General features: G+C 74.8%; 17 protein-coding genes. 9 read left to right on the top strand and 8 right to left on the bottom strand.

Features of this window, described 5'->3' with window-relative positions:
• The 4 genes from dacB to ACW0Q9_RS16355 form a co-directional block, all read left to right on the top strand.
• Positions 1 to 1,441 (top strand): D-alanyl-D-alanine carboxypeptidase/D-alanyl-D-alanine endopeptidase (dacB, locus tag ACW0Q9_RS16340; RefSeq protein WP_456182162.1); only part of this gene is annotated, 1,441 nt, incomplete at its 5' end.
• A gap of 81 nt (positions 1,442 to 1,522) precedes the next feature.
• On the top strand, positions 1,523 to 2,593 hold the full coding sequence (locus tag ACW0Q9_RS16345) for a zinc-dependent metalloprotease (RefSeq protein WP_456182164.1): 1,071 nt from the start codon (positions 1,523 to 1,525) through the stop codon (positions 2,591 to 2,593).
• A gap of 35 nt (positions 2,594 to 2,628) precedes the next feature.
• Entirely contained in the window at positions 2,629 to 3,636 is a 1,008-nt protein-coding gene (gene tilS, locus ACW0Q9_RS16350; RefSeq protein WP_456182182.1) for a tRNA lysidine(34) synthetase TilS, read from the top strand.
• 123 nt (positions 3,637 to 3,759) lie between these two features.
• Complete coding sequence (locus ACW0Q9_RS16355; RefSeq protein WP_456182166.1) at positions 3,760 to 5,388, top strand: gamma-glutamyltransferase family protein; 1,629 nt, start codon at positions 3,760 to 3,762, stop codon at positions 5,386 to 5,388.
• Here ACW0Q9_RS16355 and ACW0Q9_RS16360 read toward each other — a convergent pair whose 3' ends face one another.
• Complete coding sequence (locus tag ACW0Q9_RS16360; protein WP_456182168.1) at positions 5,389 to 6,351, bottom strand: GlxA family transcriptional regulator; 963 nt, start codon at positions 6,349 to 6,351, stop codon at positions 5,389 to 5,391.
• Between the two features lie 150 nt (positions 6,352 to 6,501).
• Here ACW0Q9_RS16360 and ACW0Q9_RS16365 point away from each other — a divergent pair, with 150 nt between their 5' ends.
• The 4 genes from ACW0Q9_RS16365 (at position 6,502) to folE (ending at position 10,400) form a co-directional block, all read left to right on the top strand.
• A complete protein-coding gene (locus ACW0Q9_RS16365; RefSeq protein ID WP_192579893.1) occupies positions 6,502 to 6,639 on the top strand; it encodes a hypothetical protein in 138 nt (45 codons plus the stop codon).
• Between the two features lie 99 nt (positions 6,640 to 6,738).
• Positions 6,739 to 7,314: a hypoxanthine phosphoribosyltransferase gene (gene hpt / locus ACW0Q9_RS16370; protein WP_091267002.1), complete on the top strand. Its 576-nt coding sequence runs from the start codon at positions 6,739 to 6,741 to the stop codon at positions 7,312 to 7,314.
• A 378-nt stretch (positions 7,315 to 7,692) separates the two neighbouring features.
• Positions 7,693 to 9,699, top strand: coding sequence for an ATP-dependent zinc metalloprotease FtsH (gene ftsH / locus ACW0Q9_RS16375; RefSeq protein ID WP_456182171.1), 2,007 nt, complete (start codon positions 7,693 to 7,695; stop codon positions 9,697 to 9,699).
• A 35-nt stretch (positions 9,700 to 9,734) separates the two neighbouring features.
• Complete coding sequence (folE, locus tag ACW0Q9_RS16380) at positions 9,735 to 10,400, top strand: GTP cyclohydrolase I FolE (protein WP_456182183.1); 666 nt, start codon at positions 9,735 to 9,737, stop codon at positions 10,398 to 10,400.
• A 54-nt stretch (positions 10,401 to 10,454) separates the two neighbouring features.
• Here the strand turns inward: folE and ACW0Q9_RS16385 are convergent, their stop codons facing one another.
• Positions 10,455 to 11,135 carry a hypothetical protein gene (locus ACW0Q9_RS16385; protein ID WP_456182184.1) on the bottom strand — a complete coding sequence of 227 codons (681 nt, stop codon included), beginning with the start codon at positions 11,133 to 11,135 and terminating at the stop codon, positions 10,455 to 10,457.
• Positions 11,136 to 11,211: 76 nt separating this feature from the next.
• The gene (locus ACW0Q9_RS16390; protein WP_456182173.1) at positions 11,212 to 13,728 is read right to left on the bottom strand and encodes an FtsK/SpoIIIE domain-containing protein; all 2,517 of its coding nucleotides are present in this window, start codon (positions 13,726 to 13,728) and stop codon (positions 11,212 to 11,214) included.
• 266 nt (positions 13,729 to 13,994) lie between these two features.
• Between ACW0Q9_RS16390 and ACW0Q9_RS16395 the strand changes: the two genes are divergently transcribed.
• Complete coding sequence (locus tag ACW0Q9_RS16395; RefSeq protein ID WP_456182185.1) at positions 13,995 to 14,555, top strand: Rv0361 family membrane protein; 561 nt, start codon at positions 13,995 to 13,997, stop codon at positions 14,553 to 14,555.
• A gap of 6 nt (positions 14,556 to 14,561) precedes the next feature.
• On the opposite strand, the gene ACW0Q9_RS16400 is transcribed toward ACW0Q9_RS16395, so the two are convergent.
• The 5 genes from ACW0Q9_RS16400 to ACW0Q9_RS16420 all read right to left on the bottom strand — a co-directional run.
• Complete coding sequence (locus ACW0Q9_RS16400; protein WP_456182175.1) at positions 14,562 to 15,161, bottom strand: hypothetical protein; 600 nt, start codon at positions 15,159 to 15,161, stop codon at positions 14,562 to 14,564.
• Between the two features lie 13 nt (positions 15,162 to 15,174).
• The gene (locus ACW0Q9_RS16405) at positions 15,175 to 16,350 is read right to left on the bottom strand and encodes a M23 family metallopeptidase (protein WP_456182177.1); all 1,176 of its coding nucleotides are present in this window, start codon (positions 16,348 to 16,350) and stop codon (positions 15,175 to 15,177) included.
• The gene (locus ACW0Q9_RS16410) at positions 16,347 to 16,907 is read right to left on the bottom strand and encodes a hypothetical protein (protein WP_456182179.1); all 561 of its coding nucleotides are present in this window, start codon (positions 16,905 to 16,907) and stop codon (positions 16,347 to 16,349) included. The genes ACW0Q9_RS16405 and ACW0Q9_RS16410 overlap by 4 nt, the downstream gene beginning before the upstream one ends.
• Positions 16,904 to 18,817 (bottom strand): MFS transporter, encoded by a 1,914-nt coding sequence (locus tag ACW0Q9_RS16415; protein WP_456182186.1) that lies wholly within the window; start codon positions 18,815 to 18,817, stop codon positions 16,904 to 16,906. Before ACW0Q9_RS16415 ends, ACW0Q9_RS16410 begins: the two co-directional genes overlap by 4 nt.
• Before the next feature lie 190 nt (positions 18,818 to 19,007).
• The coding region (locus tag ACW0Q9_RS16420) for an ATP-binding protein (RefSeq protein ID WP_456182181.1) at positions 19,008 to 21,906 on the bottom strand (2,899 nt) is incomplete at its 5' end.

Consider the following 21,906-nt stretch of genomic DNA (forward strand, 5'->3'; position numbering starts at 1 on the left):
CCGGCTCCGGCTGGTCGCGGTGCTGGGCAGCGTGCTGATCGTCGCCCTGGCCGCGGTCGGGCTGGCCGTGGTCCGCCCCGGCCCGGTGGCCGGATGGCTGGGCGGCGAGGACAGCCCGACCGCGGCCGCGCGGTCGCCCGAGCCGGCCCCGTCCGAGGTGCTGGCCGGCGCGGACGGCAACGCGCCGCTACCCACCCCGGAGGGGGTGCGCACCGCGCTCGAACCCCTGGTCCGCGCCGCCGCGCTCGGCGACCGGGTGAACGTGTCGGTGGCCGACGTGACCACCGGCCAGGCGCTCTACGGCCGTGGCCAGGACGCCCCGACCGTCCCCGCCTCGGTGACCAAGCTGGCCACCGGGGTCGCCGTGCTGGCCGCCCGCGGCCCGGCGTACCGGATCCCCACCCGGGCGGTGGCCGGCGCGGCCCCCGGCGAGGTGGTCCTGGTCGGCGGCGGCGACCCGACCCTCGCGGTCGACAAGAACGGCTTCTACCCCGGCGCGGCCCGGCTGGACGACCTCGCCGCCCAGGTGCGCAAGGCGCTCGGCGGCACCGCGCCGACCAAGGTGACCGTCGACTCGTCCCTGTTCAGCGGCCCGGTGTACGAGCCGGGCTGGGACGACGACATCCCCACCGGCGGGTTCGGTGCGGCGATCACCGCGCTGATGACCGACGGCGCGCGGCGGGACCCGGCGGAGGCCCGCCGGACCGAGGAGGCCATGAACCACGCCGCCGAACGGGTGCCCGAGCCGGACCTGACCGCCGGCCGGCAGTTCGCCAGGCTCCTCGGGCTCTCCGGGAGCGGCGCCGCGGTGAAGCGGGGCACCGCGCCCGCCGACTCCGGCGCGTCCGCCTCCGGGACGCCCGCCCCGGGCGCCGAGCTGGGCAAGGTCCAGTCGCTGCCGATGGTCCGCCTGGTCGACATCATGATCAGCGACAGCGACAACGTGATCGCCGAGGCGATGGCCCGCCAGGTGGCGCTCGCCAAGGGCAAGCCCGGCTCCTTCGCCGGCGGCGCGGCCGCCACCGACCAGGTGCTCGGCGAGCTGGGGCTGCCGGCCGACGAGATCAGCCTGGCCGACGGCAGCGGGCTGTCCCGCACCAACCGGATCAGCCCGTCGCTGCTCACCGACCTGATCACGCTCGCCGGCAACGGCAGTCACCCGGAGCTGGCCGCGATCTTCGGCGGCCTGCCGGTGGGCGGCTGGTCCGGCACCCTGGACGAGCGCTACCAGGCGGCGGTGACGAAGGCCGGTGCGGGTGTGGTCCGGGCGAAGACCGGGACGCTGTCCGGGGTGAACGCCATCGCCGGGCTGGTCACCACGGCCGACGGCCGGCTGCTCACCTTCGCCGTCCTCACCGACCGCACGCCGGACTCCCTCGACGAGACCCGGCAGGCCCTCGACCGGATCACCTCCGCGCTGGCCGGCTGCGGCTGCCGCTGACCCTCCCGCCCGGGTGCGACCGGCGTCGATCGGCCGGCGCGAGCCCGGGTGGGGGTGTCGCGGCGCGGGTACGGTGGGTTCATGGCGCAGTTCGTGGACTGGGATCTGGCCGCCGCGACCGCGGGGGCGCTGGGCAAGTCGGGCCCCCGGGTGTCGTACGCCGAGGCCACCGACGTCGTGGGCGACCTGCGCCGGCTGACCGAGGAGGCCGCCGGTCACGTCGCCGAATACACCGGCCTGCGCCCCCAGGTCACCCACCCGCCGGTCCGCGTGGTCGACCGCCGGGACTGGGCGGCCGCCAACATCGCCGGGCTGCGCGAGGTCATCACCCCGCTGGTGGACCGGCTCTCCGGCGACAAGCGCCCCGGACCGCTCACCGAGGCGATCGGCTCCCGGCTCACCGGGGTGCAGGCCGGCACCGTGCTGGCCTACCTCTCCGGCCGGGTGCTGGGCCAGTACGAGGTCTTCGCCGGTGATCCCGGCCAGCTCCTGCTGATCGCCCCGAACATCGTCGAGGTGGAGCGGAAGCTGGGGGCCGACCCCCGGGACTTCCGGCTCTGGGTCTGCCTGCACGAGGTGACCCACCGGACCCAGTTCACCGCCGTGCCGTGGATGCGGGCGTACTTCCTCAGCGAGGTGCAGGCGTTCGTCGACGCGTCGCAGGGCGGCGAGCACGTGCTGGAGCGGCTGCGCCGCGGCGTGGCCACGCTCTCCGACGCGATCAAGGACCCGGACAGCCGGGCCAGCGTGCTGGACATCGTGCAGACCCCGGCGCAGCGGGCCGTGCTGGACCGGCTCACCGCGCTGATGACCCTGCTGGAGGGGCACGCCGAGTTCGTCATGGACGGCGTCGGCCCGCAGGTCATCCCCAGCGTCGAGTCGATCCGGGCGGCGTTCAACCGGCGCCGCGAGTCCGGCAACCCGCTGGAGAAGGCGATCCGCCGGCTGCTCGGCATCGAGGTCAAGATGCGCCAGTACGCCGAGGGCCGCAAGTTCGTGCACGGCGTGGTGGACCGGGTCGGCATGGCCGGCTTCAACAAGATCTTCTCCTCGCCGCTCACCCTGCCCCGGCTTGACGAGCTGGGCGACCCGGACGCCTGGGTGGCCCGGGTGCACGGCGGCCCGGCGAGCGTGCCCCCGACCGCCGGCTGAGCTGTGACCCCGTGAGCGCGAGGAGTGAGCCGGGTCTGCGAGCCCCGCGGTCGCGAACACGGACCGGCACGCTCGCGCCGCCGGTCGCGGCCGTCCGGCTCGCCGTACGCCGGGCGTTGACCGGGCTGCCCGGGGCCGGGCCGGTGCTGGTGGCCTGCTCCGGCGGCGCCGACTCGCTCGCCCTGGCCGCCGCCACCGCCTTCGTGGCACCCCGCCTCGACCGCCGGGCCGGCCTGGTGACCGTGGACCACGGCCTGCAACCCGGCTCGGCCGAGCGCGCCGAACGGGTGGCCCGGTGGGCGGCCGAGGCCGGTCTCGACCCGGTCGAGGTGGTCCCGGTGACCGTCGCCGGCCGCCCCGGCGGCCCGGAGGCGGCCGCCCGCGAGGCCCGGTACGCCGCCCTGGTCGCCGCCGCCCGCCGGCACGACGCGGCCGCGGTGCTGCTCGGGCACACCCGCGACGACCAGGCCGAGACGGTGCTGCTCGCGCTGGCCCGGGGCGCCGGCCCCCGCGGGCTCTCCGGTATGCCGTTCCACCGCGAGCTGGACGGGGTGCCCCTGCTGCGCCCGCTGCTCGACGTCACCCGCGACGACACCCGCAAGGCGTGCGCCGCGCTCGGGCTCACGCCCTGGGATGACCCGCACAACGCCGACCCCGCGTACGCGCGGTCCCGGGTCCGCGCCGACGTGCTGCCGGCCCTGGTCGAGGCGCTCGGTCCGGGGGTGGTGGACAACCTGGCCCGGACCGCCCGGCTGCTGGCCGCCGACACCGCCGCCCTGGACGACCTCGCCGCCGCCGCGCTCGCCGAGGTCCGGGCCGCCGGGGGCGGGCTCTCGGTCGACGGCCTGGCCGCCCTGCCGGCGGCGGTACGCACCCGGGTGCTGCACGCCTGGGCCCGGGAGCTGGGCGCGCCGCCGGCCGCCCTGTCGCACCGGCACGTGGCGGCGTTGGACGCCCTGGTCACCGACTGGCACGGGCAGGGCCCGGCGCACCTGCCCGGCGGTCTCCCGGTCCGCCGCCACGCCGGTCACCTCACCATCTGACCCCGCCCGGCGAACCTCGCGCGATTCCCCAGCTCGCCGAGGTGGCGGTGTCCCGGGTGCCCGGGCCGGGCGGGAGGCGGAGCGGGGTCGCCCGGGAGCCGCCGGAGGCGGTAGACAGGGTCCATGGCGTACCCCCGACAACCGCTGCTGGCCCCCCACGGTGCCGTCGCGACCAGCCAGCCGCTCGCGGCGGCCGCGGGCCTGGCCGTGCTGCGGCGCGGCGGCAACGCCGTCGACGCGGCGCTGGCCACCGCGATCACCCTGACCGTGGTGCAACCGCCCTCGAACGACATCGGCGGCGACCTGTTCGCGATCGTCTGGGACGGCGAGCGGCTGCACGGGTTGAACGCCTCCGGCCGCTCCCCGGCGGCGCTGACCCGGGAGCTGGTGCTGGCCGCGACCGACCGGCGCGGCGCGGCGGCGGCCGACGCGCTCGGCGGGGCACAGGCGGCGGGGCCGGCCGTGCCGGCCCGGGGCTGGCTGCCGGTGACCGTGCCGGGCGCCCCGGCCGGCTGGCGGGACCTGCACGAGCGGTTCGGTTCGCTGCCCTTCGCCGACCTGTTCGCCGACGCGATCGGCTACGCCGAGCGCGGCTATCCGGTGGCCCCGGGCACGGCGACCGCCTGGGCACGCGGGGTCGCCGCGCACGAAGAGCTGGCCGGGGCGGAGCACGCCGAGTTCCGCCGGGTGTTCACGGTGGAGGGGCGCGCCCCGCGGCCGGGGGAGTGGTGGCGCAACCCGGATGCGGCCGGCACGCTGCGGCGGATCGCGGAGAGCGGGGCGGCGGACTTCTACCGGGGGCGGATCGCGGCGGCGATCGACGACCACGCGGCCCGGACCGGTGGGTTCCTGACCGGCGAGGACCTGGCCCGGCACGCCTCGACCTGGGTCGACCCGGTCCCGGTGCGCTACCGGGGGCACGAGGTGTGGGAGCTGCCGCCCAACGGGCAGGGCATCGCCGCGTTGCTGGCGCTCCAGGTGCTCGACGGGGTGGACCTGGCCGCCCTGTCGCCGGTGGAGCGGCTGCACTGGCAGATCGAGGCGGTGAAGCTCGGCTTCGCCGACGCGCACGCCCACGTGGCCGACCCGGAGCGGGCCGAGGTGCCGACGGCGGCGCTGCTCGACCCGGCCTACGCGGCGGCCCGCCGGGCGCTGGTCACCGGCCGGGCGGGCGACCCGGTGGCCGGGCAGCCGGAGCGCGGCGGCACCGTCTACCTCTGCACCGCCGACGCCGGCGGCATGATGGTCAGCCTGATCCAGTCGACCTACCTGGCGTTCGGCTCGCACGTGGTGGTCCCCGGGCACGGCTTCGCGCTGCAGAACCGCGGCCTCGGCTTCCGCCTGGACCCGGACCACCCGAACGTGGTGGGGCCGGCGAAGCGGCCGTACCACACGATCATTCCGGGCTTCCTGACCCGGGACGGGGCGCCGGTCGGCCCGTTCGGGGTGATGGGCGGGCACATGCAGCCGCAGGGGCACGTGCAGCTCGTCTCGGCCACCCTCGACGAGGGGCGCGACCCGCAGGCGGCTCTCGACGCCCCCCGCTGGTACTGGCACGCGGGCCGGACGGTGCTGGTCGAGCCCGGCCTGGACCCCGCGCTGGTCGAGGGGTTGCGGGCCCGCGGGCACGAGATCACCGTCGCGGCCGAGCCGTCCGTCTTCGGATACGGCCAGGCGATCTGGCGGGCGCCCGGCGGCGGCTACGTGGCCGGGTCGGAGTCCCGGGTCGACGGCGCGATGCTGGGCTGGTGATCAGGCGTCGACCCGCTCCCGGAAGGTGGTCCGGTAGGCGTGCGGGGTGGTGCCGACCCGGCGGGTGAAGTGGTGCCGCAGCGCCGCCGCGTCGCCGAAGCCGGCCTGGTCGGCGACGTTCTCCACGCTCAGCCGGGTCTCCTCCAGCAGCCGCCGGGCCAGCAGCACCCGCTGGTTGGTCAGCCAGTCGTGCGGGGTGGTGCCCGTCTCGGCCCGGAACCGGCGGGCGAAGGTCCGCGGCGCCATGCCGGCGCGGGCGGCCAACTCGTCCACGGTCACCGTCCGGTCCAGGTGCCCCATGAGCCACTCCAGCACCGGCTCCAGGGTGGGCGCCTCGGGCGCCTTCGGGATGGGCGCCTCGACGTACTGCGACTGGCCGCCGTCGCGGTGCGGCGGGACGACCATCCGGCGGGCCAGCCGGGTGGCCGTGGCCGAGCCGTGCTCCTGGCGGACCAGGTGCAGGCAGGCGTCGATCCCGGCGGCGGTGCCGGCGCTGGTGAGCAGCCGCCCGTCCTGCACGTAGAGCGAGTTGCACTGCACCCGGGCCGCCGGGAACCGCTCCTGCAGGTCGTCGACGTGCCGCCAGTGGGTGGTGCAGTCGCGCCCGTCGAGCAGCCCCGCCTCGCCGAGCACGAACGCCCCAGAGCAGACGCTGAGCAGCCAGGCGCCCCGCTCGGCGGCCCGGCGCAGCGCGGCCAGCACCGGCGCCGGGACCGGCGTGATCCCGTCGCCGTGGGCGGGCACGGCCACCAGGTCGGCGTCGTCGACCGCGCTCAGGTCGGCGGTCGGGGTGAGCAGGAAGCCGGAGCGGCTGCGGACCGGCCCACCGTCGACGGTGCAGACGTCGAACCGGTAGCCGGGGAAGCCGTCGGCGGTGCGGTCGGTGCCGAACACCTCGGCGACGACACCGAGCTCGAACGCGGCGACCTCGTCGAGGGCGATCACGGCGACGGAGCGAAGCATGTGACGAGGGTAACCCGACAGGTGGCAGAAAATCGAGGGCCACTGGCATTCCTGCCACTGTCCGAAGGGTACGGCGGCCCGCAGAATCAATGGTGTCCGGTGCGCACCGGCGGCGAAAACCACATCAACCACGCGAAAGCGAGCGCCGCCATGACCGTTCTGCTGCTCCTGCTCTTCCTGCTCCTCCTCGTCGGTGCCAGCGCCTTCGGGCTGACCGCCGACACCCGTGACTCGGCCGACTGGAAGCCGACCGACGACGGGCGGCGCTGGCGCTCCCGCACCTGCTGAGGTGATTTGCTCCATCTGTGCCGTTAATCCCCGGCGGGACCGCGCCAAAAGGGGCGGCCCCGCCGACGGAGGCCATCCGGCGTACGGCAGGCTAGGAGCATGGCTGACGGCTCCTGGTACGACGCCGACATCGACCACGTGATCATTTCCGAGGCGCAGATCCGCGAGAAGACCGCGGAGCTGGCCAAGCAGGTCTCGGCGGACTACGCGCACGTCGAGGACGGTCTCCTGCTCGTCTGCGTACTCAAGGGCGCGGTCATGTTCATGGCCGACTTCGCCCGCGCGCTGGGCCGCCAGGGCCCGCCCGCCGAGCTGGAGTTCATGGCCGTCTCCTCGTACGGCCAGGGCACCACCTCCTCCGGGGTGGTGCGGATCCTCAAGGACCTGGACCGCGACATCGCCGGCCGGCACGTGGTGGTCGTCGAGGACATCGTCGACTCCGGTCTCACCCTCTCCTGGCTGCTGCGCTACCTGGAGTCGCGCTCCGCGGCCAGCGTCGAGGTGGTCGCCCTGTTCCGCAAGCCGGACGCGGTCAAGGTGCCGGTCCCGGTGAAGTACGTCGGCTTCGACATCCCGACGGAGTTCGTGGTCGGCTACGGCCTGGACTTCGGCGAGCGCTACCGCGAGGTGCCCTACGTGGGCGTGCTCAAGCCCGAGGTCTACGCCCGCGCCTGACCCCGGCGCCCCGCCGGCCGTCAGCCGACGTTCAGCGGGCTCTCAGCCTTCCGGTCTACGGTAGAGGCCGGTGACGTGGAGGCACTCTCCACGCCCGACCCCTCGCACCGCGTGACCGGGCGGTCGGGCGGTCGGGTGGGGAGCTCCCCGCCACGCCGGCTCAAACCCGGGTTCGCCGTACGCGTAAGTGCCGGGCTCGCAAGCTCACATCTGGCACGAACGGTGTACCGTCGAATGACCGCGGCGCGGCAGTTGGCGCGCCTCGGGGCCGGGGCCGGCCCGCACGGCGGCTGCGGCCGCCGCCCGAGGCGGCGACACCATTCAGACGGTCAGGACGTCGATCAGGAGGATGCGGGCGTCTCGATGCCCGACAACAGCATGGAACGTACGCGTTTCTTCCGCCGACCGGTGGTCTGGATCATCCTGGTCATCCTCGGCGCCGTTGTGCTCAGTCAACTTTTCACGGCTGGTCCCAGCTACCACCGCGTGGACACGTCGGTGGCGCTCGACCAGCTCCACACCGCGAAGATCAACAAGGCGGTCTTCCAGGACAAGGAGCAGACGCTCCAGCTCGACCTGGCGCAGAAGACGAAGTTCGGCGACACCACCACGGACCGGATCGAGGCCCAGTTCCCCTACGAGGTGGGCAGCCAGGTCTGGAACGACGTTCTCAAGGCCAAGGCGGAGAACCGGGTCACCGGCCCGGCCGACACCAAGGTCTCCTCGGACAGCATCTGGGTGAGCCTGCTCGTCAACCTCCTGCCCATCGCGCTGCTCGTGCTCCTGCTGCTGTTCTTCATGTCGCAGATGCAGGGCGGCGGCTCGCGGGTGCTCAACTTCGGCAAGTCCAAGGCGAAGATGATCACCAAGGACACGCCGAAGACCACCTTCGCGGACGTGGCGGGGGCGGACGAGGCCGTCGAGGAACTGCACGAGATCAAGGACTTCCTGCAGAACCCGGCGAAGTACCAGGCCCTGGGCGCCAAGATCCCGAAGGGCGTGCTGCTCTTCGGCCCGCCCGGCACGGGTAAGACCCTGCTGGCCCGCGCAGTCGCCGGCGAGGCCGGCGTGCCCTTCTACTCCATCTCCGGCTCGGACTTCGTGGAGATGTTCGTCGGTGTCGGCGCCAGCCGGGTCCGCGACCTCTTCGAGCAGGCCAAGTCGAACGCGCCGGCGATCGTCTTCGTCGACGAGATCGACGCGGTCGGCCGGCACCGCGGCGCCGGCATGGGCGGCGGCCACGACGAGCGGGAGCAGACCCTCAACCAGCTGCTGGTCGAGATGGACGGCTTCGACACCAAGGGCGGCGTCATCCTGATCGCCGCCACCAACCGGCCCGACATCCTCGACCCGGCGCTGCTGCGCCCGGGCCGCTTCGACCGGCAGATTCCGGTCGACGCCCCCGACATGGAGGGCCGCAAGGCCATCCTGCGGGTGCACGCCAAGGGCAAGCCGTTCACGCCCGACGTCGACCTCGACTCGGTCGCCCGGCGGACCCCGGGCTTCAGCGGCGCCGACCTGGCCAACGTGATCAACGAGTCCGCGCTGCTCACCGCCCGCAAGGACCAGCGGGCGATCACCAACGACTCCCTGGAGGAGTCGATCGACCGGGTGATCGCCGGTCCGCAGCGGCGGACCCGGGTGATGAGCGACCAGGAGAAGAAGATCACCGCGTACCACGAGGGTGGGCACGCGCTGGTCGCCTGGGCGCTGCCGCACGCCGCGCCGGTGCACAAGGTGACCATCCTGTCCCGGGGCCGGTCGCTGGGCCACACCCTGGTCCTGCCGACCGAGGACAAGTACACCCAGACCCGGGCCGAGATGATCGACACCCTGGCGTACGCGCTGGGCGGCCGGGCCGCCGAGGAGCTCGTCTTCCACGAGCCCACCACCGGCGCCGGCAACGACATCGAGAAGGCCACCCAGCTGGCCCGCGCGATGATCACCCAGTACGGCATGAGCTCCAAGCTCGGCGCGATCAAGTACGGCACCAGCGGCGACGAGCCGTTCCTCGGCCGCAACATGGGCCACGAGCGGGACTACTCCGACGCGGTGGCCGCCGAGATCGACGGCGAGATGCGGGCGCTGATCGAGCTGGCCCACGACGAGGCCTGGGAGATCCTGGTGGAATACCGGGACGTCCTGGACAACATCGTGCTCGAGCTGATGGAGAAGGAGACCCTCTCCACGGCCGACATGGCCCGGATCTGCGCCCGGGTGGCGAAGCGCCCGCCGATGGCCCCCTACCACGGCTTCGGCAAGCGCCAGCCCTCCACCGAGCCGCCCGTGCTCACCCCCGCCGAGAAGGAGACCCTCAAGGCGCAGGCCCAGGCCGACGGCGCCGCGGTCGGGTCCCCCTCGAACAACTCGGACGGTACGCACTGAGCACCGACCCGACGGCCAGCTCCCCCCACCGGGAGCTGGCCGTCTCCGCGACCGAGCCCGACGGGGACGACGCGCTCGACTACGTCGCCGCGCGCCTGATCAGCGGCAAGCTGACCGGCCGGCCGGTGGAGCAGAGCGTCGACCTGGCCCGCATCGAGAAGGCGGTCCGGGAGATCCTCGTCGCCGTCGGCGAGGACCCGGACCGGGACGGCCTCCAGCAGACGCCGGCCCGGGTCGCCCGCGCGTACGCCGAGCTCTTCGCCGGCCTGCGGGTCGACCCGGCGCAGGTGCTCAGCACCACCTTCGAGGCCAACCACGAGGAGTTGGTGCTCGTCCGGGACATCGACGTGATGAGCCTCTGCGAGCACCACCTGCTCCCGTTCCGGGGCAGCGCGCACATCGGCTACATCCCCGGGCCGGACGGCCGGATCACCGGCCTGTCCAAGCTGGCCCGGCTGGTCGAGGTGTTCGCCCGGCGCCCGCAGGTGCAGGAGCGGCTCACCTCGCAGATCGCCGACCTGCTGATGACCAAGCTGGCCCCGCGCGGCGTCGTGGTGGTGCTCGAGTGCGAGCACATGTGCATGGCGATGCGCGGCATCCAGAAGTCCGGTGCCAAGACCATCACCTCGGCGGTGCGGGGCACCCTCCAGCACGACGCCAAGTCGCGCGCCGAGGCGATGGCACTGATCATCCCGCGCTGACGGCGACGACACAGGGCCCTTCCGCATCGGAGGGGCCCTGTGCCGTGTCCGGGCTCAGCCCGGCAGCATGGCCAGCAGCAGGCCGGCCGTGGTGAGCACCGCCGGGACCAGGCAGACCAGGGCGCCGAAGCGGGGCGTCCGGTCCACCCGGTCCGCCGGGCGGGGCCGGAACAGCCGCCCCACCGCGAGCCAGCCCAGCATGAACGCGACCGCCGGCAGCGGCAGCCCCACCACCAGCGCGAGCACGCTCACCGCGCCGGTGCCGGTGGCCAGGAAGAGCACGAGCTGGACCAGCGGCACCAGCAGCGCCAGCGGCCCGTAGACCAGCAGGTTGCGGGGGCGGGCCGGCCAACGGGCCAGCCGGGGCAGGCCGCGCGCCGCGAGACTGTCGTCCGCCGAGTCCGCCCAGCCCCGGGCGGTGCGCAGGGCGGCCAGCACGGCCGCCGGCCCGGCCGCCATCGACCGGGCCGCCTCGGACACCTCCGGGGGCGTCGGCACCAGCGAGATGGCCGGCACGCCCAGCTCCCGCAGCCGCGACTGCTGCGGGGCGAGCCGCTCACGGACCAGGGTCAGCTCCTCCCGGGCCGCCGCCACCGACCGGGCCTGCTCGCTGGCCGCGGTCGCCGCGGCCCGGCGTACGCCGTCGAGCTGGCGGGCGGCGGCCACGTAGTCCGCCCAGGCCGCCCCGGCCGGATCCACGTCGACCGTCGGGCCGCCGGACCGGGGCGCGGGCACCGCCGTGCCGGTCTCGCTCACGGTGTCTCCTGGGTTCGCGACTGCGGGGCTCGCAGGCCCGGCTCACTCCTCGCGCTCACGGGTCCACCTCCTCGCCGAACGGGACCAGTACCGTGCCCTGCTCGCCCGGGCCGTCCCAGAGCACCGCCCGGCCCGGGCGGGGCCGCCAGAGCACCGGCCGGTCGAAGAGCTGCTCCAGCCGGCCGCCGGGCACGTCGGTGACGACGATGGCGGTGAGCTTGTCCACCTCGCCCTCGGGGCCGAGCAGCCCGGCCAGCGGCGCCACCGTGCGCCACCAGGCGAGCAGGTGCCGGCCGGCCGGCGGCCCCTCCAGCAGCAGCGCGCGCAGCAGCTCCGGCGGCAGCTCGGTGGCGTCCGGCACGTCCAGCCCGAACACCACGAGGTAGCCCGGCTCGTCCGCCGCCACCGCCGCCCGCAACCCGGCCACGTCGACGGTCTCCACCCGGTGCCGCGCGGCCAGTTCGGCGGCGAGCACGCCGGCCGGCTCGGCCGACCCGTTGGCCAGCGGCGCGAGCACGAACCGCGCCGCACCGGGGTGCGCCGCCGCGGCGCTGCGGACCGCGGTGACCAGCAGCCGCTCGGCCTCCTCGTCCCGACCCAGCACGGCGAGGTTCCGGCCGGCGGCCGGCCCGAGCGGCACGGCCGCCGTGGACCGCCGGACGTCCACCGCCCGGCCGAGCAGGGCGGCCGGAGCGTGCGCCCGACCGGCCAGCGCGGCCCGGTGCCGTGGGTCGTTGGCGAGCAGCGGGCGGGCGAACCCGGCGAAGACCACCGGCGGGGAAGCCCCCTCGGGCCGGGCCGACCAGAGCCGGTGCCGCAGGTCGGCGAGGACCGCGGGATCCTCGTGCGGGTCCGGGAACCGGATCATCCGCTCGTGGCCGCGGGTCGCGCCGCGCGGTCCGCCCAGCCCGCCGGCGGTGTTCACCACCGCGCTGCCCACCGGCAGCCCGGCCGCCGCGTCGTTTGTCGGTTCCAGCACGGCCGATCCGCCCGGCAGCGCCACCCGGACCGGGAACTGGCCGAGCAGCGGGTCGCGCGGACCGCCGATGCTCAGGTCGCCCTCGCCGGCCAGCACCAGGTGGATCCCGTACGACCGGGCGGCGCGGGCCAGCCCGTCCAGCCGGGTCAGCAGGTCGGCGGCGAGCCGGTCCCGCTCGCGCAGCAGCAGCGGGAAGTTGTCGATCACGCAGACGATCCGGGGCAGCGACTGGTGCTGGCGCAGCTCGGCGTAGCGCTGGCCGCCGGCCCGCCGGGCCGCCTCCTCCCGGCGACGCAGCTCGCCCTCCAGCTCGCCGATCAGGTCCGCCACGTACTCGCGGTCGGCGGCCATCCCGGCGGCCCGGACCTGCGGCACCCAGGACCGGTCCCGCTCGGTCTGGAGGAACTCCACGAAGGACTCGCCGTCGTCGAGGTCGGCCAGGTAGAGGACCAGCTCGTCCGGACCGTACCGGGCGGCCAGGCCGAAGAGCGCGTCGGTGAGGAACGCCGACCGCCCGGCCTGCGAGCGGCCGCTGACCAGCCAGTGCGGCGTCAGCTCGGTGAAGCCCAGGCTGACCGGCCGCCCGGCGGCGTCCCCGACCGTCGTGGTGAGCCCGTCGACCGACTCCTCCGCCCAGAGTTCGCCGTCGGGCAGCAGGTCGGCGAGGGCGAGGCGGGAGCCGTCCTCGATCTGCCGGACCAGCCGCCGGCACACCCCGGCGACCAGCTCCTCGGGCGGATCCTCGTCCAGGAAGACCGGGGAGTTCAGCCCGCCCGGCGGCTCGGACCCGGGGCTGCTGAACCCGACGGCCGGCGGGTCGCCGACCAGCGCGTACGCGGTGCGCACGGCGAGCGGGGTGGCCTGCGGCAGCGGCGCCCGGGCCGGCCAGCCGGCCACCACCAGGTGCAGCCCGGCGCGAGGGCCCCGGGCGGCCAGCTCGGCCAGCCGGTCGAGGTCGGACGGTGCCGCCCCGTCGGGCAGGGCGGCCACCACCAGCAGCAGCGTGCGGTCGTGACCGCGCTGCCGGGCGGTGCCGGCGGCCACCCACTGTTCGGCCTCCGCCAGCACGGCCCGGAGCCCGGTCAGGTCGGTGGCGGGCGGCGGCAGCAGGCCCGCGTCGGCCAGCGCCGCGTAGCCGGCGAACGTGGCGCCCGCGCCGCCGTCGACCACGCGCGCCAGCAGGGCGCCGGCCGGGCTGGCCCCGAAGAGCCGTAGCAGCAGCGCCCTCAGCAGCCCGGCCACCCGCGCATCGCCGGCGTCCGCGTCGACGCTCAGATGTCCACTGCCGAGCAGCGGCACCAGGGCGGGGAACCGGGCGTCGTCCAGCGGTGCGGCGGCGCCCACCCGGACGAAGGCGGGCGGCCCGTCCCCGGGCGGGGTCGCCGGGGTCAGCGTCTCCAGCGGGTCGCCGGCCCAGCCCGGCGCGGCGAGCGCCGCCGCGGCCCGGAGCCGCTCGGCCAGCTCGTACTGCCGGTGGTGGTCGGCGGGCGCGGGCCGGATCTCGTCGAGGATCCCGGCCGCCGCGGTCGCGGTGGCCTCGGCCCTGCGGTGCAGCGCGGCGGCCCGGCCGGCGCGCGCCTTCGGACTCGCCACCCGTCCACCTCTCTTCCCGAGGCCGACACTCCTCCCCGGCTGTGACGGTATCCCAGCCGGGCGCCGACCTCCGGGATGTCGGTCGGCGCGGTGCCCGGCTCACCGGTGAGCAGCCTCACCCGCCGGGCCGTCCGGCGGTTCGCCACGGCCTTCATTCCGACGGAGTGCCGCCCGGCGGCGCGGAGGCCGAATGATGGCCGCAGATCCGCCAGTTCTGAGGCATTGGGTACGCGGCGCGCAGCCGATAGCCTCAGGAGGTGGAATCAGTGCAGCCCCCCGCCGGTTCCCAGGTCTCCCGCGTACCGGCGCAGCGGACCCCGCCCGAGCAGTTGGCGCCGCCCGCGCCCGCTCCGGCGCCGGTACGCCCGAAGCGGCGGCTGCGGACCGTGCTCGCCGTGGTCGGTGGGGTGCTGGCGCTGCTCTGTGCCGGCGGCGGCATCGTCGGTTTCGTGTTGTACGACCGGGCCACCGCACCCGACCGCAGCGCCCCCGACGTCGTGGTGGACAACTACCTTCGGGCGCTGCTGGTGGACCGCAACGACACCAAGGCGAAGGAGTTTGCCTGCTCGTCTGGCGCAGACCTCGACCCGGTCCGGGCCCTCCGTGCAGAGGTAGAACAGCGCGAGGCCAATTTCAACGTGGTGGTTCGGGTCAGCTGGGGTCCGCTCACGAGGACGAAAGACGGCGACGGCGAGTTGGTGACCACCACCCTGACCATCTCCGGCACGGCGAACGGGCAGACCCGGAGCAGTCGCCGGGAAGACTGGCAGTTCCACGTGGTGGAGCGGGATGGTTGGCGCGTCTGTGGCGGCAGCAAGGTCAGCTGATCGAGCTCATTCGAGCCAGAGCAGGTGGACCGGGACCTCCAGTGTGGTCGGAGCCTGGCCACGCCAGGCCCAGCGGTACCACTCCAGCTCCGGGGCCACCCGGATGCAGATGTCCCCGTCCGCACCCGAGTAGGTCTCGGTGACCGCGCGCAGGTCGCGCTCCTCCGTCGCGCCGGTCACGTGCACCACCCGCCGGCCGGTCACCGAGTCGGCCTCGAAGACCGGGGTGGGCGGGCGCCGGGTGGGCGCGTCGAGTGAGACCAGCCGGATGCCCGGCTCGGTCGGGCCGGAGCTCGACGGCCGCTCGCCCACCGTCTCCACCCAGACCCGCTCCACCGGCACCAGCGGCGCGAAGACCTCCACCTGCTCGGACTCGGCGCGGTACCACTCGTGCTCCGGGATGACCGGCACGTAGGTCCGGCTGCCCTGCACCACCCGCTCGTCGGCGCGCAGGTCGCCGCGCCAACCGAGACCGGGCAGGCCGACCAGCACGCGGCGGCCGCGCAGCTCGATCCGGCCGGTGGCCGGAACGATCTCGACCGGGCGGGGTGGCAGCGGAGCCCAGTCGGGACGGTCCGCGAAGGGGTCGGGCAGCGGGTTGCTCATGTGCCGGTGCGCCTCACGCGGTCCCGTCGACCGGCGCGCCCCGCTCGCGCATGAACGGCACCGGGTTGACCGCACCCCGGCTCGACCGGTCGCTGTCCACGTGCACCTCGAAGTGCAGGTGGGGACCGGAGGAGTTGCCGCTGGTGCCGGAGAGGCCAATCACCTCGCCCGCCTCCACCAGTTGGCCCGGCACCACCTTGGGGCGCTCGATCATGTGGCAGTAGCGGGTGATGTAGCCGCCGGCGTGCAGGACGTCGACGAACCAGCCGCACCCACCCTTGCCCGGCCAGCCGTCCCGGTCGCAGTCGCGCTGCCCGGAGCGGTCGGGGTCGCAGCGGGCCACCAGCACCCGGCCCGCCGAGGCGGCGTGGATCGGGGTGCGCTTGTCCGCGGCGAGATCGACCCCGTTGTGGCTGGGACGTTCCGCGGTGCGGAAGCCGGAGACCACGCCGCCCGGCAGCGGCGCGGTCCAGCCGGAGGCGGCGATCCGGGCGCCGGCGGCGGCGTCGCAGACCGCCTTGCCGGCGATCTCGACGGTCCGGGCGGCCCCGCCGGCCAGCGTGTCGACGATCCGCCCGGCCAGCTCCTCGTGCTTGGCGTAGGCGTCCGGGAAGGCGCTGACCTGCACCCGCTGCGCCACCACGGTCAGCGGCCGCTGCTGCCAGTTCCGCACCTTGATCATCTTCTCGTAGAACTTCCGGGCCGCGTACGAGGGCGTCATCCGCTGCTGGACGCTGCCCCACCCGGGCCGCTGCTGGAACAGGCCCAGCGAGTCGTGGTCGGCGCCGACGCCCTCGTGCGGCAGGGCCAGCGACGCCGGCACGGTGCTGTTGGCCAGGTTGCGCAGCGCGGATTCCTGCATGGCGGTGGCCAGTGCGATCACCCAGCCCCGGGCGGGCACCTTCATGTCCTGGCCGACCTTGATGATGACGGCGGCGTTGCGGAGCTGGCCGTCGCCGTACTCGGTGAAGCGCGGCATGTCCCCGGTGAGGTTGACCTGGTAGGCGGGGTCACAGGACAGGCCGGCGAGCACGCCGTCCTTCTGGTCGCCGCCCAGTTCGGTGAGGAGGAACGCGCCCGCGCCGCCGACGCAGCAGAGCAGCGTGAGCACCGTGGTGACCGCGGTGACCAGCACGCCGACCCGCAGCTTGCGGCGGACCGGCGCGGTGACACCGGTCGCGGCGCTCACGGCCGCTCCCAGTCGACCGCGTCCACCAGCCACAGGCCGTCGGGGGCGACCAGTTCGAGCCGGAGCCGTCCGTCGTCGAGCGGGACCAGCGCCTCCACGAAGGACTCCGTGCGGGGCCGGAGGGTCACCGCGCCGGTGATCCGGCGGGCGGGCACGCTCTCCGGGTCGGCGCCGGCCATCTTCTCGGTGAGCGCGGGCGTGGAGAGCGGCCGCAGCCGGGCCTGCCAGGCCTCACCGCTGCTGCCCGGGCCGGTGAGCCAGGCGGTGGTGAACCGGCTCGCGGTCTGCTCGGGGGTGGCCTCGCCCGGTCGGGTCTTCGGGGAGACCGCCGCCGGCGGGCTGGACAGCACCCCGTCGTCACCGGCGTGCGGGTCCACCGTGCTGATCGGCTGGCTCGGGCGGGTGCTCAGGCCGGTGGTCGTGTCGACCGGACCGGAGACGAGCCGGGCCGCGCCGATGACGCCGAAGACCAGGACGGCGATCATCAGCGCGACGCCGAGCCGGGACCGGAGGGCCCGGGTGAACAGGAATTCCAGTGCCCGCCGCACCGGTCTCACCGCGCCTCGGAGCGAATCCGCGGCGCCGGCCTCGGTGCCGGGGCGCGGTCGGCCGAGTCCGGTCTGTAGACGGCGAAGGAGGGTGCCTCCTCGGGCACGTCGGGCCCGGTCCAGCCCGCCGGCGCGCGGCGCGGCCGGGGTGCGGCGGTGCGGCCGGATCGGGGTTCACCCGCCGGCGCCTCCTCGGGACGCTCCCGCCCGTCGGGCCGGTCCCGTTCGACCACCGTGACGGTGTGCGCCGGGTCCTCGTGCCGGGCCTCCGGCCGGAGGCTGCGCTGGTCGGCCGGGACGCCCCGCCGCCGTCCCAGCGCCGGCTCGGCGGTGCCGCCAGGCTCGGCCACGTCGAGGCGGGCCGCGACGCGCATGTCCCGGAAGAACCGCCGGTGCCAGGAGCCGGCCGAGGTGACCGCCTCGCTGCTGTCCTTGCCGCCCAGCTGGGTGATCCGCCGGTACGGGCGGAGCAGCAGCCAGCCCACCACCCCGCAGAGCCAGACCAGGACCACCTGGAGCCAGCCGGGCAGGCTGGGCGTGTTCATGATCAGGTCCACCGCGAACAGGTAGATGGCCGCGCCGGTGCCGAAGATGGCGATGTTGAACACCGCGGCGACCACCGCGTTCGCCAGCCGGCGGAGGCCGGCGCTGGCCGGGCGCATCAGACCGACCGTGCCCAGGATCGGCGCGGCGATCACCGCCCAGCGGAAGATCAGGAAGCCGAGGAGCACCAGCAGCGAGGCGGTCAGGTCGAACATCGCGAAGAGCAGCGAGGCCAGCACGGCGATGAAGCCGGCACCGATCCGGTCCATGTCCCGGACACCCTGGAGGTACTCGTACGCCTCCGGGTCCTCCGACTTGATCTGCTCGGCCACCCGGGCCCACTGCTGCTGCTTGGCCTTGATGGTGGCCTCGCGCGTCGCCGGGTTCTGCCGGAGCTTCTCCGCCTCCTCCCACGAGAGGGACTTGGCGTCGTAGAGCGCGGGGCCGTACTTCTTGGCGGTCTCGCTGTCGGCCGAGCCGAGCACGCCCCGCAGCCAGTTCCGGTAGAGCATCGTCTCGGTCGCGGTGTCGCTGGCGCGCACGGCCGGGGGCCGATGGTCCTTGCACGCTGCGGGGTTCGGGTCGTCGCACTGGCCCGGCGGGGTGTCCTTGGAGGCCGGGCCGACAGCGTCGTGCACCACGCCGAGGGTGGTGATCAGGGTGTTGTCGGCGATGTTCGCCGACTTGACCGGCCAGGCGGCCAGGGCGGTCACCGCCACCATCACGAGGATCGCCCAGCCGGCCGTGGTCATGGCGTTGCTCATGTCCGACTGGCGCGACCGCCAGAGCAGGTAGAGGCCGACCACGCAGATGGTGATGATGCCGAAGACGCTGAAGACCTTCTGGTAGACGGCCTTGGTGGCCTGCTCCACCAGCGGGTCGGCCCAGCGCCACATCGTCCGCGGGTCCCAGGCGCGCTCGCGCAGCGCGTTGGAGGCCCCGATGATCGCGTTGGCGAACATGAACTCGCCGTTCGCCACCATGGTGGTGAAGCGGTAGTCCGGATGCAGCACGGAGGAGGCGCAGCCGCCGTCGACGTCGTACGTGGTGTAGCTGTACCCGGCGTACCCGTAGTCGCTGTAGAGGCCCTTGGGGCCGGGCTGCTTGGCGGAGTCCGGACGGGAGGCGAACCAGCCGGCCAGACCGGAGTCCGGCGCCCCGGGCACCGGCGCGTTGCGGCACTCGACCTGGTCCTCGCTGACCGCCTTGAGCTTGGCGACGCAGGCGCGGAAGTCGGTCTGCCACTCCTTGGTGCTGCACAGCTCGGCCCGGGCCTGGGCGGCCGGCACGGCGGCGTACGCGGGTGTCGCCCCGACCAGCGGCCAGGAGATGGTGGCCCCGGCCAGTAGGCCGAGTGCGAGGAGGAGCGCCGCGATCCGTGCCCGGGCCCGGGCCCGAGGGCCTGTGTCGGAGTCCCTGTCCGGCCTGCGGCGGGCCCAGACGACCGGCCGCGTTGGAGTTCCGTCCGGAGACAACACCGGTATCCAGACGAAACTCCGCCTTGCCGGACGTCGCCTGGACTTCGCCTCGGCTCGACCAGGGACTCGGACACAGGCCCTTGCCATGTCACGCCTCCAGATCAGCCAGGGCGGTGGGCAGTTGCCCGGCGGCCTGGGCGACCGCGGCGGGGGTGGTGTCCAGGTGCTCCAGCAGCCCGTCGACGTACGACACGTCGACCCGGACCTTCTGCACGCGCCCGTCGACGTCGCGCATGACGAACTCGCGGAAGCCGAGCCGGGCGGCCGAGCCGCTGTCGGCCTGCGACAGCGACGCGAGGGTGGCCTCGTAGCCGTCGTTGACCGGCACCCGGAGCAGCCGCAGCGCCTCGGAGGCGATCTCGGTGTCCTCGGCGATCCGGCCCACGAAGACGGTGGAGACCAGGTTCTGCACGTCGAGGCCGAGGATGTCCTTCGGGTTCTGCGAGGCGACCAGCGCGGCCAGGTTCCACTTGCGGGAGTCGCGGGCGAGGCGGACCAGGAACGACCGGCCGGAGCGCCAGCCCTCCATGAAGTGCGCCTCGTCCAGGCCGACCAGCTTGCGGGAGGACATCGAGCCGCCGTAGCAGCGGCGGACGGCGAGCCGGTGCGCGGTGTGCAGCATCGGCAGGGCCAGGGCCTCCTCGGCCGACCAGTACTCCCGCTCGATCTTGAGGTCGGGCAGCCGGAGCCCGGCCATGGTGATCACGGTGAGTGCCGCGTCGGCGCCGAGCAGCCCCTCCGGCGGCCGGCCGAAGAAGAGCATGGCCAGCGGCATCTCGGCGGTGTCGAGGAGCAGGTTGGCCAGTTCCCGGCCGGCGTCGTCGTCCAGCCCCTGGAGGCAGGCGACCACGTCGTCCAGGGTGGAGGTCTCCTCGGCCGGCACCTGGCGTACGGCGTGCCGGAACAGCGTGGCGGTGGACGCCTCCCGGGCCACCTGCGGCGGTACCAGCATCATGCAGATGTCCTGCACCAGCATCCGGCGCTCGGCCCGGGCGTTGGAGACCGCGATCTCGAACTCCCGGTCACCGGCCGCCCCGGCGCCGAACTCGCTGCGCAGCGGCGTCGGGATCAGCGCGTACGGGGCCAGGGTGCCCTGCTCCGAGCCGGTGAGGTTGAGTACCCGCGAGTACGGCGCCAGCTCGGGCATGGCGCAGAGCCGGGCCAGCGGGCCGGACGGGTCGAGCAGGGTCACCTGCACGCCGCGCCGGGCGGCCAGGTAGCCGAGCGCGCCGAGCAGGGTGGACTTGCCACCGCCCGGCTCGGCGACGAAGACGGCCAGGCCGGAGCGCTCGCGTACCTCCATCGGGAAGTGCAGGTCGAGGAAGACCGGCCGCCGGCAGGTGCCCGCGGTGCGGCCGATCAGGTCGCCGCGCCGGTCGCCGACGGTGGAGGCGGCCTGGGGTAGTGCGGCGGCGAGCAGGTTGACCGGCATCCGCCGGACGTAGCCGGTGTTGGCGATCGGCTCGCCGGGGATGAACTCGCGGGCCAGCCAGTCCTGGTTCTTCGGGTGCTGGAGCGAGATCCGCAGCTCCCGTGAGTAGAGCTGGATGAGCCGGCGGGCCCGTTCCAGGCACTCTTCCCGGGTCCGGCCGCCGACGGCGATCCGGTGCCAGCCGTGCGCGCGGGCCGAGTCCACCGGGAGGCCGGTGGTCATCTCGTCGCCGATCACCAGCGCCCGCTTGGCCAGCCGCTCCAGCTCGGGCGGGGCGTCGATGCCGTGCTCGGCGTAGTCGAGCTGCTGGGAGCGGATCATCCGGAGCCGGTGTTCGAGGTTCCGGAAGGAGTCGCCGGGGCCGAGGATGTCGACGCGGGTGGAGAGCTCCATCGGCCAGGGCAGCCGCTCGTGGAAGTGCAGCCAGGGCTCGTGCCGTTCGGGGATCTCCAGCGGTTCCATCCGGCCGACCGCGAGCACGGCGACGTGCCGCTCCTCGCCGGTCATCCGGTTGACCAGCTTGACCGTCGAGCCGTACGGGGTGCGGTAGCGCTCGACCTGCTCGGTGAGGGCCAGCAGGTCACCGCGTTCCCACCGACCGTTGGTGACGGGGGAGAGCACGCCGGGCGGCGCCATGCAGAGGGCCACCGAGCGGTAGAGCAGCCACTCCAGTTCCTGCGCGGTGACCCGGCGGCCGCGCATCCCGAACGCGCCGAGCACCTCGTCGAACTGCTCGACGGTGCGGCCCAGCCGGCGCCGCTCGCCGTCGGCGGTGCCCCGGCCGAAGGTGCGCAGCAGCCGCTCGGTGAGCGAGTCGCCGAGCGACCGGCGGGCGAAGGTGACGCCGAGGTAGGTCTGCCCCTCGGCGTGGTTGACCGCCATGAGGTGCCGCTGTGCGGCGACCAGGTGGTCGGCCCAGCCGGCGGTGCCGGGCACGTCGGGCAGTGGGGCGGCGGTGTGCGCGTCGATGGTGCGGGCCCACTCGTCGGCCGGGAACGGCCGGGTGGTGCGGCGCAGGTGCAGCCGGAAGCCGGCCAGGCCGGCGTACTGCTCGGAGATCGCGGAGAGCAGCGCCTCGCGCTCGGCGTCGGGGCGGAACGCCCAGCGCACCTCGGGCAGCCAGTACCAGGCGGTGACCGTGTTGGGGGTGAAGGTCAGGTGGCCGGCGATCTCGGTGATGGCCAGCTCGACCGAGGGGTCCCGGTCGCTGAACTTGATTTTCGGGGCCTTGACCCGGACCGGCTTCGCGGGCTTCCGGCTGCGTTCCGGGGACCGCTGCCGGGGCGGGGCCACCTCCCGGCCGGCCGGGGTGGCCAGCTCGCGGGCGTCCGACCGGGGCTCCGCCGTCCGCCGGTCGCGCTTGCGGGAGGGGCGCTCGGCGGGGGTCCCCGGCTCGGCCGGCTCCGGCTCGACGGTGGACCGGAGCGCCGGGAGTCGGTCGCCGACCTGGTGCGGCACCCGGGTACGGGCGGTCGGCGCCGGTTCGAGGGCGGGCTGCTCCGGAGGTGCGGAGGCGGCGTGGGTCGCCGGGCGGGCGGCCTCGGCCGCCTCGCGT

Source organism: Micromonospora sp. I033 (genome assembly GCF_053890995.1).